Source organism: Bifidobacterium sp. UBA4282 (assembly GCF_002394995.1).
Taxonomy (GTDB): Bacteria; Actinomycetota; Actinomycetes; order Actinomycetales; family Bifidobacteriaceae; genus Bifidobacterium; species Bifidobacterium pullorum_B.
Map to the genome: position 1 here is coordinate 45,566 of NZ_DGVO01000028.1, position 17,485 is coordinate 63,050.

Below are 17,485 nucleotides of genomic sequence, written 5' to 3' on the forward strand. Positions count from 1 at the left end.
GCTCGCCGTGATCGACGAGCAGCATCGCTTCGGCGTGGAGCAGCGCGAGAGCCTGCGCGGCAAGGCGTTGTCTGGCAAGGCGCCGCACCTTCTGATCATGACCGCCACCCCGATTCCGCGCACCGCCGCCATGACCTGGTTCGGCGACCTGGATATCTCGTGGCTGACCGAGCTGCCCGGCGGCCGCAAGCCGATTCGCACGTTCGTGGTCCCGGAGGCGGACGGGCCTTTGATGGGGTCGATGTTCGCGCATATCCGCCGGCGCATCGATGCGGGGGAGCGCGCGTATGTGGTCTGCGCCCGCATCGATGACGCGGATGAGGCCGGCGAAGGCGATGTGCTGGACGAAGCGATGGCGACGGAGTCCGCGCAATCGGCTCGGAACGGTGCGGTCCTGTCGCCGCGCCCGTTGCATACGGTGGTCCAGATCGCGGATCGGCTGGCGAAGTTGCCGCAGTTCCAGGGCGTGCGGTTTGCCACGTTGACCGGTCGTGACGACGATGCGACCAAGCAACAGGTGATGGCCGGGTTCGCGAGCGGCGAGACGCCGATTCTGGTGGCGACGACCGTGATCGAGGTGGGTGTGGACGTGCCACAGGCCAGTTGCATCGTGGTGTTCGACGCGGACCGGTTCGGACTGTCGCAGTTGCATCAGCTGCGCGGCCGTGTGGGGCGCGGCGGCACGTCGAGCTGGGCGTTCCTGGTTTCGCAGGCGGAGCCGGGGAGCCTGGGGGAGCAGCGTCTGGCGGTGATCCGCGATACGACCGACGGCTCGACGATTGCCGAGGAGGATCTGCGATTGCGCGGCGCGGGCGATGTGCTGGGCGATGCGCAGTCGGGCGGCAAGTCGAGCCTGAAGCTGCTGCGCGTGGTCAAGGATGCGGAACTGATCGTGGATGCGCGGGAGCGCGCCGAGGCGCTGTTGGCTGAGGATCCGGAGCTGATGGGCGAGGTGGAGCTGTCCGGCGCCGTGCTGGATTTCACCCGCGGCAACGAGACGTATCTCACCGGCAGCTGAACAGGAGATCGAAGGTCGTGCAAGAAAGTCCCGGGACTTTCTTGCATTGCGTAGTCCCAGCCAGGCTGCCTCCGAGTAATCTGAGCTAGGCCGGCGAACGGGTTGACGTGCTGCCGTTGTATATGATCATGTTCCTGTAGGCTGACACGCCCCTTTTGCTTACCCCCCCCCTATGCCATAAGGGGCCATATCGAGGGCATTGCAGGAGGGTATCCGATAATCGCGGAAAACCCGTCAATATACTGGTTACCGTCTATCTACATGGACCGAACCGTACCTGATACGGAGATAGAGGAGATTGATATGGTAGGACGCGAGACGTTCAGGAACTTGGGGGAACGTGTGCGTAACGCAATGAATATCCGTCGCGGGGGGGGGGATAAGAATCTAGCCCGCTCCGGTCGGAACCCGCATCATGCGCGTGCGATCAGCGCAAGCCGCTCCACAACGGCGTGGGCGGTTGCGATCGTCGTCGCGATGATTGCCGCCGTGACCGTGATGTTCGTGCCGGCGCCGGCCGCGCAGGCCGACGGTACCACGGTGGTCGATCCGGATACCACGAATGCGTGGTCAAATATCGCGGCAAGCTCGACGGACACCCAGAACATCGGCCGCATCTGGACCGACAAGAGCGTGTTCGACGACAATTATACGTTCAGCGGCTCCATCGGCGGCCAGACCGTCAGCAAGGGTGACTCCGATTTCCTCGTCGGCCTTTCCGCGCTCTCCTCCACTTCCAACCTGAAGACTACGACGACAACAAGCCAGCCGCTCGACATCGTTCTGGTGCTCGATGATTCGGGTTCAATGGCGTATAGCATTGACTCCGACACGCCAAATCAGATTGTCTATACAGCAGTTTCTGCTGATCAGGTTGTGGAGTCACACGGTCACACCGAGTCTGGGTGGTGGGGTAGCACGAGCTATGTCCAGGACACTCGCGGCGGTGAGTACTATGTGCAGAATGATCGCGGCGGGTATGATCGGGTCACTGAGGTTACGGAAACGCACGGCGGTTGGCAGGGTTCATATGAAGAGCATATCCGCTGGACGGTAAATGGACAGACGGTCGACCCCGAGACGACACAGTTCTATACGCGTACCGAATATGATCTGAGCGAGCGTCGCGGTGCGCTGCAGTATGCGGTCAATAATTTCATCGACCAAGCGGCTGCCATGAATGCCCAGATCGCTGACGAAAACGACAAGATTCGCATCTCCATCGTTGTGTTCAACAGCAACTCATCAATCAAAAATCACCTTACCGTGTGTGAGGGTGCCAATGTCAATACTCTTAAGAACACGGTCAATAGTCTTGAGGCAAACGGTGCCACTAACGCCGGCTCTGGTATGACGAATGCCAACAACGAGCTTCGCACCAACTCCAACCGTGAAGATACGAAGCAGGTCGTCATCTTCTTCACCGACGGTGTCCCGACAACTGGCAACACCTTCTCCACGAACGTTGCCAATACCGCGGTGACTCAGTCGAACCAGGTAAAGGACCGTGGCGGTAGCGTGTATTCCATCGGCATCTTCGATGGTGCCGATCCGAGTCAGACGGAACTGGGGAGGAACCCTAATGATACTGATCGCGCTAACGTCTTTATGAATGCCGTTTCGAGCAATTATCCCAACCCAACCGCTTGGAATAATCTTGGACGGCGCGCTTCGGGCGACCCGGATTTCTATAAGAGTGCCGACAATGCGGGCTCTTTGAATGAGGTTTTTAACGACATTTTTAATGAGACCACCGAGAACGCTGGTTCCGGTTCGCCAATCGAGGAAGTGACGCACGAAGGTGCGGTCAACCCCGGTACGCTGACGTTCACGGATACCCTTGGCTCCTACATGACGGTATCTGGCGACAGCATGACTGTGGTGTATGGTGATCAGAAATTCACCAGCACCAATAAGACCACCGCGGGCAACGTCGACACCTATCACTTCTCTGGCACGGTTTCGGGCAATGCCGTATACAAAGAGGCGAATCTCGCCGACCTTACGGTAACGGTTGCCCGTAGCAACGATCTCGCCACGGGCGACGTGGTGACGGTGCAGATTCCTGCCTCGCTCCTGCCGATGCGCAACTATGACGTCGACACCGACACGAAGACCATGTCGGTGACGGATGCTTATCCGATTCGTCTCTTCTATGGCGTGAGCGTGAAGGCTGACGCGAAGGAGGCCATCGAACAGGGTTCCGGCGATACGTATGACGCTATCGTCAGCACCAACAAGACTGACGACGGCAAGGTCGCGTTCTACTCGAACCTTTACAACAGCGGTTCTGGCGACACGACGGCCACTTTTACTCCGAGCGACGGCAACAAGTTCTACTACTACACGCAGAACACGAACCTGTATGTCGACCAGAATTGCACGCAGCGTGCGACGACGGAGAATATCAATGGCTATAACACCCTGTATTACTCCGAGCCCTATTGGCAGATCACTTCTGGCGACAGCGCTCAGGAAGTGCCGCACGGCATCGCGATTAACCGTGGCGACCAGGACTGGGGCAAGATGACGACCAACGGTCAGGGTAATTACTACATCCCTGCCGGCACTCAGCGTCTTGACCGCCCGGCTACGCTGAACGCGAACAAGACCGAGAACAAAACTGGTACTGCAACGACCGTGTTGACCCCGAGCTGGGAAGGCACTGGCGTCACCCAGCGTCTGGGCAACAACGGTAAGATCACCTACGATCTGCCCGGCGAGCTGGAGATCAAGAAGAGTGTCGACTGGGGCAACGCCTCCGATGACACCAAGCAGAATCAGAACAGCTTTGAGTTCACCGTCAACTTCAACGGTGACGAGACGTTGAACGGAAACTTCACCTACGACGTGTACGAGTCCGGTGAGGATCCGGTACATAACGGTACGGTTGCAGACGGCGGCACCATCACCCTCAAGGACGGCCAGCGCGCCGTGATTAAGGGCCTGCCTACCGGTACCACCTTCACGGTGACGGAGACCAACGCCAACAAGAACGGCTTCACCACCACGGACACCGTGACCGCCGATCCGACCAACGACACGACCGATGGCATCGCCAAAGGCACCATCGCCGGCGGTTCGCAGCAGTCCGTCTCCTTCCAGAACAACTACAAGGCCGACGAGCCTGTCAAGTTGAGCACCAAGACCGATCTGAAGGTTAAGAAGAACCTCACCGGACGCGATTGGCGCGCGAGCGACGAGTTCTCGTTCCAAATCACCCAGATCAACAATGGTGCGCCGACGGTCCAGATGGAGGATCCCACCAAGGTCGAGATCACCCAGCAGACCGATCAGCAGACCGCAAGCTTCGGTGATATCACCTTCAACGAATCGGGCCAGTATCGTTTCCGCGTAGAGGAGCTTTCCGACGCCGATCATGGCATCACGCCCATCGCAGGCATCGATTACTCCGGTGCCATCTACCGCGTGACAGTTGACGTCGCCGATGCGGGGCAGGGCCAGCTCGAAGTGACCTCGGTCCTCATCGAGCAGATGATCAACGATGACGGTGGACAGGGCTCCGGCGAGGTCCAGGGCGACACCATGGCATTCGAGAATCGCTATGTAGTGGGACAGGCGAGCGAGACGCTCCAAGGCACCAAGGTCTATGAGAATGAGACCGGCAGCAACCCGATTGATGCCGGAAAGTTCTCCTTTCAGCTCGAGGCGCTCGGCGGATACGAGACCGGAACGGTTACAGGCGAAGCGCAGCCTGATGATTACACCATTGCGGCGGACAGCGATGCCATGCCCAAGCCTGCGGGTATGACGGGCACGACGCTGGAGACGGGCAACGTCGGCGACGTGTTCCAATTCCCGACCATCTACTTTGATGGCAACGATGTGGGCAAGACCTTCGAATACCGCATCACCGAGCTGCCGCGTCAGTATCAGGGTGCCGCCGAACCGGGCATGATCTACGACGAGAACACCTCGTATGTGGTCAAGATCGGCGTTACCGAAGAGCAGGACCCGGATTCCACGGAGCCGAAGATCGTGATTGTGGCCGAGCCTAGCCTTCAGCCGTCTGGCATCACGTTCACGAATAAGTACGAGCCGACCGCTGCCGAGCTCAAGGACGATGATGCCATCCACGGCACCAAGACCCTCGAGGGCCGCCAGATGAAGGAAGGCGAGACCTTCTACTTCCAGCTGAGCGCGCTCAACGACAACGCCAAGACGGTGCTTACGGCCCCTGAGACGGTGACGGTCACCGATCAGAACGCGATGGACTTCGCGTTCGCCGACATGACCTTCACCAAGGTTGGCACGTACACCTTCCAGGTGAACGAGGTCGCCGACGACAAGGGCACCGAGACCCGCAACGCTGACGGCATGACGTTCGACACGAACATCGCCACGGTGACGGTTACGGTCACGGACGGCAACGACAGCGACGATCCTGCTGACCACGGCAAGCTGCTGGCTTCCGTGAGCTACAGCAACGACAAGCACTCCAACGTGACCGACCATGCCCAGTTCACCAACGTCTACAAGGCGAACATGAACTACGGCGCTGGGGGCGCAGGCGGCATTGCTGTGACCAAGACGATGGTCGACCGCACGATGGATGCCGGTGACTACAACTTCACGTTGACGGGTACCGGTCCGGACGGCGAGATCACCGAAATGTTCGAGAACACGGCGGCGGCTGCGAACGGCACCGTGACCATGAAGCAGCTGCAGAACCTGACGTTCGACGAGCAGGATGCAGAGAAGACCTTCACCTTCACGGTTGACGAGGCCGACCCGACTGACGAGAATCGTCTTCCGGGCGTCGAGTACGACCAGAGCCAGTATCGCGTGGACATCACGGTGCACGACAATCATGACGGCAACATGTACACCGAGACGACCGTCACCAAGATCAAGAACGCGGACGGCACTGAGGCCAACGAGATCGTTGTTGATAAGCTCAACTCGTCCACAGCTCAGGGCCAGGTTCCGACCTTCGGCTTCACCAACACGTATAAGCCGACTGAGGCAAGCCTGGACGGTGACACTGCGCTCAAGGTGACCAAGAAGGTTACGGGTGCTCCGTCTGCCGCGGACTATACCTTTACGCTGACCGCGCAGGAGACTCCTGATGGCTCGGTTGCCAATATCGGAGGCCTGACTGATGGCAAGCTGACCGTTAGCACGAATGGTGTCATCAACCAGGACGCTACCGACAACACGGACGACGATACGCAGACCGTCTCCTTCGGCAAGCTGACCTTCAGCAAGCCCGGCACCTACACCTTCACGGTGCAGGAGGATCAGCCCGGTGATGATGACGGCTGGACGTTCGGTACCGACGTACACACCGTGACGGTTGTCGTCAGCGACCTCAACGCGAACAACGAGTACGACGGCGCGCTGCACATAAAGAGCGTGACTCCGGAAGATCCGACTCTCATCACCAACAGCTACAAGGCTGACCCGGTGATCGTGGGTGGCGATGGTGCTCAGCAGAAGATTACGGTCCAGAAGTCCGTGACCGGCGCTGACTCCGATGCGGAGTTCACGTTTAAGATCGAACCCGTCGTCGATGACACTCACACCGAGCAGTGGTGGCGGGACCGCGTGAAGGCGACCGAGGGCTTCTCGCCTGAGTTGACCATCTCCGGCGTGACGCAGGAGCAGGCTGTAACCAAGGCGTTCGCTGGCATCCAGTTCAATGCCGTTGGCAAGTACACGTTCAACGTCACCGAGGTCGGCGCAGCCGACTTCAACGATGGCACCGACCGCAAGGGCTGGACCTACGACGAGCACACGGCTACCGTTACGGTTACCGTGACCGACGAAGGCAACGACGGCCAGCTCGACGCTGAGGTGAGTTACGACAACGCCTCCGCTACCACCACCGCCGACCAGGACGTTGACAACGCCGCCGCCTTTACCAACAAGTATGAGGCTGGTTCCTCGACGCTGACTGGCAGCTCGACCACCTTCAACGGCAGCAAGACCGTAACGGGCCGCGACTGGCTCGATGGCGAGAGCTTCGGCTTCACCATGAATCCTGTTGAGCAGGAAGGCGTTGATTGGAGCAGCGTTACCTACAAGGCCGACGACTCCTCCGAGCCTGTTGCTGTTGGTGAGAACACTGCTACGGCAACGGAGAACGGTGACAAGACCGTGCCGTTCTGGTTCCCGGGAAGCTACACCTTCACCAAGGCTGGTACGTACACGTTCAACGTGACCGAGACTCAGCACAACAGTAAGGCGTTGCCTCAGGATGACACCAACGGCATGACCTATGATCGCCACACTGGCGTCATCACCGTCACGGTCGAGGACAACGGCGAGGGACAGCTTGTTGCGACGCCCAAGTACGAGAAGATGACATTCGAGAACAAGTACACGCCTACGCCGGTCGTGTACGGTGACGATGTCAGCGAGATTCTCGGCGGTAACAAGACCGTAGAGGATCACTCCGGCTCCTATACCATGGCGGATGATCAGTTCATCTTCATGATGCGTGCCCAAAACGCGGACAATCCGATGCCTGAGGGACTTCATGTTGCACAGGACGATCAGGGCAGGCCTATCGTTTCCACGACCAACAAGAACACGGACACGCAGAACAACAAGGCTACGTTCGACTTCGGTGAGATCACCTTCACCAAGGCCGGTACGTATCAGTACAATATCTACGAGAACGAAACCAACATGCCGGCAGGCGTGAGCGCGCAGGATAGCGGTCGCACCTACACCATCACGTTCAAAGTGACGGAGAACACTGCGACTGGTGAGCTCACCGTAGATGCTAGCGCGGTACTGATTGGTTCTGGTGATCAGGAGAACGCTCCGGTTCAGCTGAACGAAATCAACTTCGTCAACGAGTATGACGCCACAGCTACGAGTGGATCCACGCAGATCTTCAAGACTCTGGAGGGTCGTAACTGGCAACAGGGTGATACGTTCACGTTCGATGTGTCCATGACAGTCGATGGTGTCGCGGCGGATGAGATGCCGACGTTCAACTTCGACAACACGGGTACCACCGTCAACGATTTTAAGTCTGAAGCCGGCAAGCTGAGCTACAACGTCACCATCACGCCCTCCACGAGCGCGACGGGTAATACCTATGCGTTCAGCACTGGTACGGCTACCTACACGCACGAGGGCACCTACGTCTACACCATCACGGAGCGCGACGTTGATTCCAGCGTGGTGAATGTGACAAAGGATGCTGCGGTGTACACGGTTACGGTTGAAGTGAAGAATGTAAACAACGCGCTTCAGCGTACGGTGACTATTAGTCGTGACGGTCAGCCTTATACCCAGACTGGGCGAGTTGACTTCACCAACACCTACACGCCCACGGCGTCCGAAGGTGTGCCTACGGACTTCGCACTGCAGAAGACCTTCACCGGTCACGAGTGGACGAATGACTACGCGTTCGAGTTCAAGCTGAGCCCGGTCGATGGCGCTCCGATGCCTAAGGAAAACCCGGATGCTGGTGTAACAATCGACGACGAGGGCAACGCCCACAAGACGATTAGCGCACCCACTGGTGATTCCACGGACACCGCGACGTTCGACTTCGGCGCAATCTCCTATGACAAGGCTGGTACGTACAAGTACAAGGTGACGGAGATCGATGGAGGCCATGGCGGTGTCACCTACGACACCAACACAGTCGACATTACCGTCGAGGTAAAGGATGTGTCCGGTCAGCTCGTGGCCACTGCAACCGTAGTTGGCTCGTTCACAAACACCTACAAGACCTCCGCCGAGTACAACGCTGACGGCGCTGGCGGCCTGAACATCACCAAGAAGGTGACGAACCATGCGATGACGGCCGGCCAGTTCAGCTTCACCATCACGGCGACCGGTGACAACGCCGACGCTGCGGCCAAGAAGCTCGGCATCCAGGACGGTGTCTCCACCGAGGTCAAGAGCGCTGCTGCCGCCGCGGGCGTTGCGAAGTCGGTGAAGAACAACCCGTTCGAGACCGTCTCCTTCGACAAGTCCGACGACGGTGTGACCTACACATACACCATCAAGGAGAACGGCAAGACCGGCGAAGGCGACTACAAGAACTACGTGCTCGATGACAGCACCTACACCGTTCAGATCAAGCCTGTGGACAACGGCGACGGCACCATGACCGTCACCACCCAGGTCTCCGACGGTGCGGGCTACACCGAGATGACCACCGACCAGCGCGCCACCGTGCCGTTCGTGAACAGCTACCAGGCTGATCCGACCACGGTCGGTGCCGAGGGTGCCGCCACGATCGAGGGCACCAAGACCCTCAAGAACGACGACATCGCCAACTACACCGGTGAGAACGCGTTCAAGTTCCAGGTCAAGAGCGGCGACGTGGTGGTTGCTGAGGGCACCAACGATGCCGACGGCAACATCACCTTCGGTGACATCACCTACACCACCGAGAACCTGGCGGCGGCCGTGAACGGCGGCTCCGACAAGGTCGGTACGGCCACGGCACAGACCACCGATGCCGGCACCGTGTACACCTTCAACTACACCGTGAGCGAGGTCGCCCATGATCAGAGCACCGGCGTGACGGCGAACACCGGCGCGCAGAACATCACGGTTACGGTGACCGATGATGGCAACGGCAAGCTGACGCCTAAGGTGACCTACGGCACCGGCGACTCGCTCGCCTTCGTGAACACCTATGGTGGCGACGCGGACTACGCGCTCGACATCACGGGCAAGAAGAAGATCGTAGGCGGCCAGACCGAACCTACCGATGTGCCGACGCTCAAGGGCGACGAGTATGAGTTCACCATCACCGGCAACGCGGCCCAGGACGGCACGCCCGCCCCGATGCCTGCAAAGACGACGGTGAAGAACGACGCCGCCGGTGGCGTGACCTTCGAGGACATCCACTACACGATGGAGAACACCTTCGGCTCCAAGCCCGCGACGGCCAACGCCGACGCTGCGGCCGACGAGGGCATCGAGACCTACACGGCCGACCGCACCCAGGTGTTCACCTACACCATCAGCGAGTCCGGTTCGGTTGCCGGCGTCACCAACGAGCAGGGCACCAAGACCGTCACGGTCACGGTGACCGATCTCGGCGGTGGCAAGCTCAAGGCCGAGGTGACCTCCGACAAGACCGATGAGGGTGCCGACTTCACGTTCACCAATGTGTATGACGTGACGCCGAACACCTCCAGCCTCACCGGCGACGGCGGCTTCACCATCACCAAGAAGCTCGACTCCACCACTGGTCGCAAGCTCGCCGAGAACGAGTTCACGTTCCAGCTCAAGAGCGGCGACACCGTGGTGGCTGAGGCGACCAACGCCGCCGACGGTACCGTGAGCTTCGACGGCATCACGTTCACCAAGCCCGGCACGTATAACTACGTGCTCTCCGAGGTCAACGACGGCAAGTCCGGCATCGACTATGACACCACTGCCTACAACGTGACCGCCACCGCGGAGGACCAGGGCGACGGCACCCTCGAGGTGACTTGGGAGATGCCGCAGGCCGTGGACGGTGCGGTGACCTTCACCAACGTCTATGACCCGGCCGATGCCACGGTCGCGCTCGGTGCGGGCAAGACCTTCGCCGGCGCGGACCTGAAGGACGGCCAGTTCACCTTCCAGCTCACGGGCGCGGACGAATCGACCCCGATGCCGGAGGGCGCGAAGGACGGCGTCTCCACCGCCACGAACGATGAGAACGGCTCCGTCGTCTTCGACACGATCGCCTACGGCAAGCCGGGTACCTACAAGTACACGGTGTCCGAGGTGAACGACGAGCAGGACGGCGTGACCTACGACGACACCACGTACGAGGTCACGGTCACAGTCACGGACGACACCGCAACCGGCACCCTCAAGGCCGCCGTGTCCTACGGTGACGCCGACGCCATGGTCTTCTCGAACCAGTACAAGAAGCCCGTGGAGCCGGCCAAGCCGACGATCCCGAAGACCGGCATCGACGTGATCATCCCGGGTGTTGCGGGCCTGATCCTGCTGCTGGGAGCGGGTGGCGTCTACGCCTTCAAGCGCCGCAGGCGCAGCTAACCGGATCCGCCGCGCGGTCTGACTGGGCCGCGCGGCGGGCCATCCAACCGTTGCGGGAGCGCCGGAACGCCGGTGTTCCCGCAACGGTGTTTCCCACTTCCGCAGCATCTCGTAGCATCCAAAGGAGCACCACGCGATGAGAAAAGGCAAGTTCACCGCCAAGGAACGCGCGTACCTGTTGACGCTGCCAGCTGTGGAATCGGTGACGCAGGGGCGGATCTTCTACACGGAGGAATTCAAGGCCGACTGCATGCGCCGCTATCACGACGGCGAATCGCCGTCTCATATCTTCGCCGAAGCCGGCCTGTACGGCAACCTGATTGGCAGCAAGCGCATCGAACGGTGCATCTCCCGGTGGAAGGAGTCGGAGCGCAAGGGGCGGCTTGCCTACATCGCCTCCATCGAGGCCCGTGAACAGGATTCTGATGCGGAAGGGGCGGACGCTCCGAACGGCGCCGAGGCATGTGGGCCGGAGACGCACGATGCGGACACGACGCTGGATGAACAGGACCAGCGGATGCTGGAAGAGGTGATCCGGCAGGGTCGTCGCCATTGGAAGGTGAAGGAGCGTGGCTCCCGGTCCGAGCCCGCCAGCCACACGGCGGACGTCAGCGGACTGCTGCTGGTGCGCTACGAGGCGCGTCTGCGGTCGTTGGAACGGCAGATCGCCGAACTCAAGGAGCAGGTGGAATATCTGCGGCAATGACGTCGTACGGACGTCCGGGTATTCACGGTGGGGAGTGGTCGGAACACGACCCTCCCCCTATCCTTTTTCCGTTGCGGCATAAGCGTTTCCCCCGTAATGTTGCGGCTGGACGTGTCATCCCCGCTACGCTGGTGAGTCAACCCGCACCCGGATCACGGGGCGAACCGATCCATGAGGAGAGCGAATATGGGCGTACGAGACCTGCTCGGCAAAGAGCACAATCGGCGTCATCCCCGGACGCCGCGGATACGCCGTTGGCGTTGTCACTGTCAAGGTTGACAGCAAACAGGGCCGGATTGCCGAATAACCTCCGCTTCGGGCGGAAACACTACCGCTCGCGGCGGGAAACGCGTGTAATGGAACTCACCCGGCACCCACATAATCCAGCCACATATACGGCGGATCCAGCACGTCCAACACCCGCGCGGCACGGGGTGCTCATACCTTCATGCGGCCGGTACCTCATGTGTGACACAGGGCCAGCATACAGACCCATCACGGCTAGGGAGCATATTCATGAAACACGGAAAATTCACCACCAGGGAACGGGCATACCTGATGTCATTGCCCGCAGTCGAATCGGTGACCCCGGAACGCATCTTCTACGCCGAACGGTTCAAGGCGGAATGCATGCGGCGCTACCACGAGGGTGAATCACCCACCAAGATCTTCAACGATGCCGGACTGTATTCCTCGCTGATCGGGTACAAGCGCATCGAACGCTGCATCGCGCGGTGGCGTGCCGACGAGCGTTCCGGCCGTCTGGGGAGCGAATACGAAACGGGCGACGTCGTGGTGAACAACCTGCCCGACATACCGCAGGCGCGGTTCGTCGGCAATGGGGCGTTCCATGCGCAGAACGCGCGTTGGTCGGCACAGACGCGCGCCTCCCGGTCGGTGCAGGATGTCAGTGGTCTGTTGCTGATGCGGTACGAGAGCCGGTTGCGCACGTTGGAGAAGCGCATCGCCATCATGGCCGAACGTATCGATCGGATGGAACGTGTCGCCACGATGCCGACGTCCGAGGTGCTGATCGAAGCGGGTGACGACCCCGTGGCCTGTACCGACGCCCGCATATGGATAATGGAAGATATGCGAGTGATTGCGGGACGATTCAAGGGACTGGAACTCAAAGCGGCGAAGAACGGCACGCGGCCGACTACCGACCGGACCAAGGAGGCGATCTTCTCACGCCTGGAATCCTGGGCCGTGCTGGAGGACGCGCGTGTGCTCGACCTGTTCGCGGGGACGGGCGCGCTCGGTATCGAGGCGCTGTCTCGGGGGGCGAGGGAGCTGGTGTCGGTGGAATCCGCGGCACCGGCCGCCTCGCTGATCTCCGGCGCGTTCGCGGAGCTGAGGCATAACCGCGCCTGGGAGCGCGGTATGAGCGTGCGATTGGTGCGCAAGCGTGCCGAACAGTATGTGATCGGCACGATGCGCGTGCCGCAGGACGGTGCCGCGACCCATCCGGAGTTCTCCGGCAAGCTGCCCGGCGGAACGGGGGCCGGTATGGAAGGTGTCGTCCCCAATACCACAATCCGCGATGGCGCGGATGGGGCCGCCGTCGCATCCGGTGAGGTCTCTTCCGTCGTGGCCGCGGGAGGCGCGGCGAGATCACAGGCGTTCGACGTGATCTTCATCGATCCCCCGTATGCGTTCACCACCGAGGCCTGCAACCGGCTGCTGGCGGACCTGGTGGTTTCGGGTCTGGCGGTGCCGCATACGGTCATCGTGCTGGAACGCTCGACTCGCAGCGATGACCCGACTCCGCCCGAAGGCTGGCAGGTCACCGACCGCCGCGATTACGGCGAGACCGCGGTCCACTACATCGAAGCCGCCGTGTAATCGCTGATTAGTCCAGACGGCGCGGATGGTCGCCGGACACCTCCCAACCCAGCGCCATCAGCGTCTTCCGATCGGCCTTGTCGAGCGCACGGCAGTCGAGCCGCTCGATGAGGTCCGGACGGATCTCATCGGTGCGACTGAGGGCCTCGTCGCGGCGGAATCGGTCCACCTTGCCGTGGTCGCCGGATAGTAGGATATCCGGCACGGCCATGCCGCGCCAGGTGGCGGGCTTCGTGTATTGGCGGTGCTCAAGCAGTGCGTTGCCACCCGTGTAGGACTCCTCCACAATGGAGTCCGGATTGCCCATGAACCCCGGCAGCAGACGGGTGATGGCCTCCAGCATCACGGATACGGCCACCTCGCCGCCGTTGAGCACGTAGTCGCCGATTGAGTATTCGCGCACATCCACGCCCTGATTGCGGTAGTACGCGGGGATGCGGGCATCGTATCCCTCATACCGGCCGCAGCCGAACACCAGACGGCCGGCATGGCTCAGCTCCGTGGCGTCGCGCTGGGTGAACAGGGGAGCGGAGGGATTCGGGAAGATGAGCACCGTGCTGCCTTGGGCTTCCGCTGTTTTGTCCGAATCGGGGGATTCTTGCGTTTTGCCGTCATATGCAACGTTGCAATTGAAAGAATCCCCCGATTCGGACAACATGGGGGCGACTTCTACCGGCGCCAGCCCAAGCAGGTCATCCAGGCATTCGGCCCAGACCTCGGGCTTCATCACCATGCCGGCACCACCGCCGACCGGGGTGTCGTCCACGGAATGATGCACGTCGTGCGTCCAGTCGCGCAGGTTGTGCGCATGCACCTCAACGAGCCCCTTGGCCTGCGCCTTGCCGAACAGGCTCAGGTTCAGCACCTCGAAATACTCCGGGAACACGGAAACGATGTCGATCTTCATATCCTTCAGCCTAACGAATAGGGTCGGCACCGCCTCTTTTCCAGCTGTACCGTATACGGAACGGCAACTTTACGTCACCGGTTTCCCATAACGCGGCAAAGCAGCGTTGCCGGGTGTACGGCAAGGCGGCAAGGTAACAAGGCGGCAAGGCAATCCTGCCACCTTGTTACCTTGCCGCCTGCCATCAGACAAGTTGACCGGCGTCAATGTTTTGTTTGACGCCAATGGACTCCGTTGCGGATCAGCCCAATCCGGGAATCAGGCCGCCGGGAGGATCCAGGGTCAGATAGCCCTCATCAAGGTCGATGTCGGGCACCAGCTGCTCAACGAACGGCACCAGCGCGGTCTTCTCGATGCGGTCCGATTCCGCCTGTTGGTCTTCTGTGCCCTTAGAAGGCAAAGAGGAAGGTTCGGAAGCTGCACCGTCCGCGGCAGGCGCACCGTCCGAGGCCAGCGACGCCAGATAGGCGTCGGACAGTCGGATCTTGAGCAGCGACTGCGCGCCGTCGATCACGTCCACAACCTTGCCGACCGCCAGACCGGCCGGTGCGCCCAGCCCGTTGTCCGCGGCCATGCGGGCCTCAAGCCCGACCAGGTCGCGCGGGTACCAGGCGTCCTCCTCAAGCATGAGCTCGGGGTCGTCGGCTTCGCCGTACAGTTCGATCCCGTTCAACGCCTCGGAAGCGTCACGGTTGTCGATGTCCTCGAACTTGATGATCCAACGGTCCTTGAACGTGCGGGACCGCTCCACGACATACTCCTGCGAGCCGTCGCGGGTATAGAGCACGGATCCGGGGGCGAACCGGTAGTCCGGATCGTCCGTGTACAGGCGCACGGTGACCTCACCCTTGAGTCCCTGCGCGCGACCGATACGACAGACCCGCAGCAGGTCGAGCTGCTGCGGGTCGTCAGAGTGCTGTTGACGCTCCACGCTACGGAACTCTCTTACCGACGCACGTCCATGATGTCGACACGCACCTTGTGGTCGGACAGAGCCTGCACCACGGTGCGGATCGCGTTCGCCGTACGCCCGTTGCGGCCGATCACCCGGCCGATGTCCTCGGGGTTCACGCGCACGCGCAGCAGTTCGCCGCGCGAGTTCTCATGCGACTTGACGGACACATCATCCGGAAAATCGACGATGTTCTTGATGAGATGTTCAACAGCCTGGGCGAGCATGATCACTCAGCTTCCTCTGCGGGGGCTTCCTCAGCCGGAGCCTCTTCCTCAGCGGTTTCGGCGGCCTGGGCCTCAGCCTCGGCAGCAGCCTTGGCGGCGGCCTCGGACTTGGCGGCCTTCAGCTTCTGGGCCTGAGCCTCAACGGCCTCGACGCGAGCCTGCGCGTCCGGGCCGGCTTCGGCGGTCTTCAGCGTGCCTTCGGCACCGTCGATGCCCTTGAACTTCTGCCAGTCGCCGGTGATCTTGAGCAGGTTCAGCACCGGCTCGGTCGGCTGCGCGCCGACACCCAGCCAATACTGAGCGCGCTCGGAATCGATCTGGATCAGCGAGGGCTGCTTGTTCGGATCGTAGATGCCGATCTCCTCGATGGCCTTGCCGTCACGCTTGTTGCGGGAATCGGTGATGACCACGCGGTAGAAGGCGTAGAACTTCTTGCCCATGCGCTTCAGACGAATCTTGGTTGCCAAAATGGCTCTCCTTGTATCACTAGGGGTGCAGGTTTTCGGTTTCGGTGTGGGGCACGGAATCCGAGAACCCACGTGTTCCTCATGCAACGCGGGAGTAGAGGGCGCCGCGCCCATGAATAACCCGACGATTATAACCCCATCCCCGCGACACGCCATGTCGTGGTCGGTGCCGGGGCGATCGCGAAGCGCGACTGTCCGACCGCATCGCGGTGTGGCGGCGGATGCCGGACGTCCGGCGCCGGCGTCTTCGCCGTCACCGAATGCGCAATGAGGCCACCGTGGCCAGGTGATCGCTGCCGGGGATGGTAAGGGTTTCGACCCGTTCGGCGTCGATCCCGCCGCTCATCAGCACGTGGTCCAGTTCGATGCGCGGCCAGACGAGCCATGAGGGGAACGACACCATCGGCTTGTGCAGGGCGCTCATGCTGGCGTCGCGGAATCCGGCGGCCAGCAGTTTGCGGAAGCTCGGGTGGTCGATGCCGCAGTTGAGGTCGCCGAGCACCACGGCGGCCTCGGTCGATGTGCGAGATGGGTCGTCGGCGGCGGTTTCGGGCGATGGGTGTGTCGGGGCGTGCGTGCCGCAACCCTGCCGCAGTGCCAGCCGGCCCAGTCCGACGATGCCCTGCGACCACGCGCGGCACCCGCGCATCGGCGATTTGGTATGCGCCGAGGCGAAGGCGATGGCGGCATCGGGGGCGTCGGCGGGTCGGCCGTTCCGTGTGGGCGACGCGACGATCATCGGCACGTCCGCGGCCGGTATCTCGACGGACGACGACGCGGCGGCGACCGGGACGAGTCGCGTCCACAGACCGTTGAACCCGCCGTTGTTGGTCGGCCGGTCCTCGCCGAGCTGACGATGGGGGAGCACGTCGCGGATCCCCGCGGCGTCGAGGGCACCGACCAGATCCGCCGTGAGTTCCTGGAGCGCGAGGACGTCGACGTCATGCGCACGCACCGCATCCATGATGGTATCCGCGTCCGCACGGCCGAACCGGCAGTTGAGCGTCATGACGGTGATAGGGGCATCCGGCTGCTCGTCGTGTCCGCGAGCAGTTGTGTCGGACGCTTCGGGATGCGTTTCACAATATGTTTCACGCTTGGTTTCACGAGATGTTCCACGCAGGGAGAGCCGGTAGAGCGGCACACGCAGCGCGACAATCACCGCCAGCGCCACCGCGGCAACCGCCAACGGCCAGCAACCCAGCACGGCCGCAACAATGGCGAGCAGCAGCGCGGGGATCCACAGGAACGGAATCAGCGCGATCAGATACGGCAGCGGCAGATGCCCCTCGGCGCCCGCCGGCAAGGCACGCAGCGCCACCCACAGCACGATGATCGCCAACAGCATCCCGATCACAACATCCACG

Annotated in this window: 9 protein-coding genes and 3 pseudogenes; 6 read left to right on the top strand and 6 right to left on the bottom strand. The window is 61.4% G+C overall.

Annotated elements, in window-relative coordinates:
• The coding region (locus B4C31_RS03930) for a helicase-related protein (protein WP_291531414.1) at positions 1 to 1,018 on the top strand (1,018 nt) is incomplete at its 5' end.
• A gap of 413 nt (positions 1,019 to 1,431) precedes the next feature.
• Here B4C31_RS03930 and B4C31_RS03935 read toward each other — a convergent pair.
• Positions 1,432 to 1,665 carry a hypothetical protein gene (locus B4C31_RS03935; protein ID WP_291531415.1) on the bottom strand — a complete coding sequence of 78 codons (234 nt, stop codon included), beginning with the start codon at positions 1,663 to 1,665 and terminating at the stop codon, positions 1,432 to 1,434.
• A gap of 160 nt (positions 1,666 to 1,825) precedes the next feature.
• On the opposite strand from B4C31_RS03935, the pseudogene B4C31_RS08810 reads away from it, so the two are divergent.
• The 5 genes and pseudogenes from B4C31_RS08810 to B4C31_RS03960 all read left to right on the top strand — a co-directional run.
• A pseudogene (locus B4C31_RS08810) lies at positions 1,826 to 2,542 on the top strand (VWA domain-containing protein); the annotation flags it as partial.
• Positions 2,543 to 2,806: 264 nt separating this feature from the next.
• Complete coding sequence (locus B4C31_RS03945; protein ID WP_291531417.1) at positions 2,807 to 11,014, top strand: Spy0128 family protein; 8,208 nt, start codon at positions 2,807 to 2,809, stop codon at positions 11,012 to 11,014.
• A 136-nt stretch (positions 11,015 to 11,150) separates the two neighbouring features.
• The gene (locus B4C31_RS03950; protein ID WP_291531418.1) at positions 11,151 to 11,720 is read left to right on the top strand and encodes a hypothetical protein; all 570 of its coding nucleotides are present in this window, start codon (positions 11,151 to 11,153) and stop codon (positions 11,718 to 11,720) included.
• Positions 11,721 to 12,812: 1,092 nt separating this feature from the next.
• Positions 12,813 to 13,199 (top strand): annotated as a pseudogene (locus B4C31_RS03955) (RsmD family RNA methyltransferase); the annotation flags it as partial.
• A 138-nt stretch (positions 13,200 to 13,337) separates the two neighbouring features.
• Positions 13,338 to 13,565, top strand: a pseudogene (locus B4C31_RS03960) (RsmD family RNA methyltransferase); the annotation flags it as partial.
• Positions 13,566 to 13,572: 7 nt separating this feature from the next.
• On the opposite strand, the gene trmD reads toward B4C31_RS03960, so the two are convergent.
• From trmD to B4C31_RS03985, 5 genes are all read right to left on the bottom strand, one after another.
• The gene (gene trmD, locus B4C31_RS03965; protein WP_291531419.1) at positions 13,573 to 14,472 is read right to left on the bottom strand and encodes a tRNA (guanosine(37)-N1)-methyltransferase TrmD; all 900 of its coding nucleotides are present in this window, start codon (positions 14,470 to 14,472) and stop codon (positions 13,573 to 13,575) included.
• A gap of 241 nt (positions 14,473 to 14,713) precedes the next feature.
• Positions 14,714 to 15,403: a ribosome maturation factor RimM gene (gene rimM / locus B4C31_RS03970; RefSeq protein WP_291531420.1), complete on the bottom strand. Its 690-nt coding sequence runs from the start codon at positions 15,401 to 15,403 to the stop codon at positions 14,714 to 14,716.
• A gap of 14 nt (positions 15,404 to 15,417) precedes the next feature.
• On the bottom strand, positions 15,418 to 15,651 hold the full coding sequence (locus B4C31_RS03975) for an RNA-binding protein (protein ID WP_033505535.1): 234 nt from the start codon (positions 15,649 to 15,651) through the stop codon (positions 15,418 to 15,420).
• Positions 15,652 to 15,653: 2 nt separating this feature from the next.
• Positions 15,654 to 16,118: a 30S ribosomal protein S16 gene (gene rpsP, locus B4C31_RS03980; protein ID WP_291531421.1), complete on the bottom strand. Its 465-nt coding sequence runs from the start codon at positions 16,116 to 16,118 to the stop codon at positions 15,654 to 15,656.
• A 253-nt stretch (positions 16,119 to 16,371) separates the two neighbouring features.
• Positions 16,372 to 17,484, bottom strand: a complete 1,113-nt coding sequence (locus B4C31_RS03985; protein ID WP_291531422.1) for an endonuclease/exonuclease/phosphatase family protein — start codon at positions 17,482 to 17,484, stop codon at positions 16,372 to 16,374.
• Position 17,485: the final 1 nt, after the last annotated feature.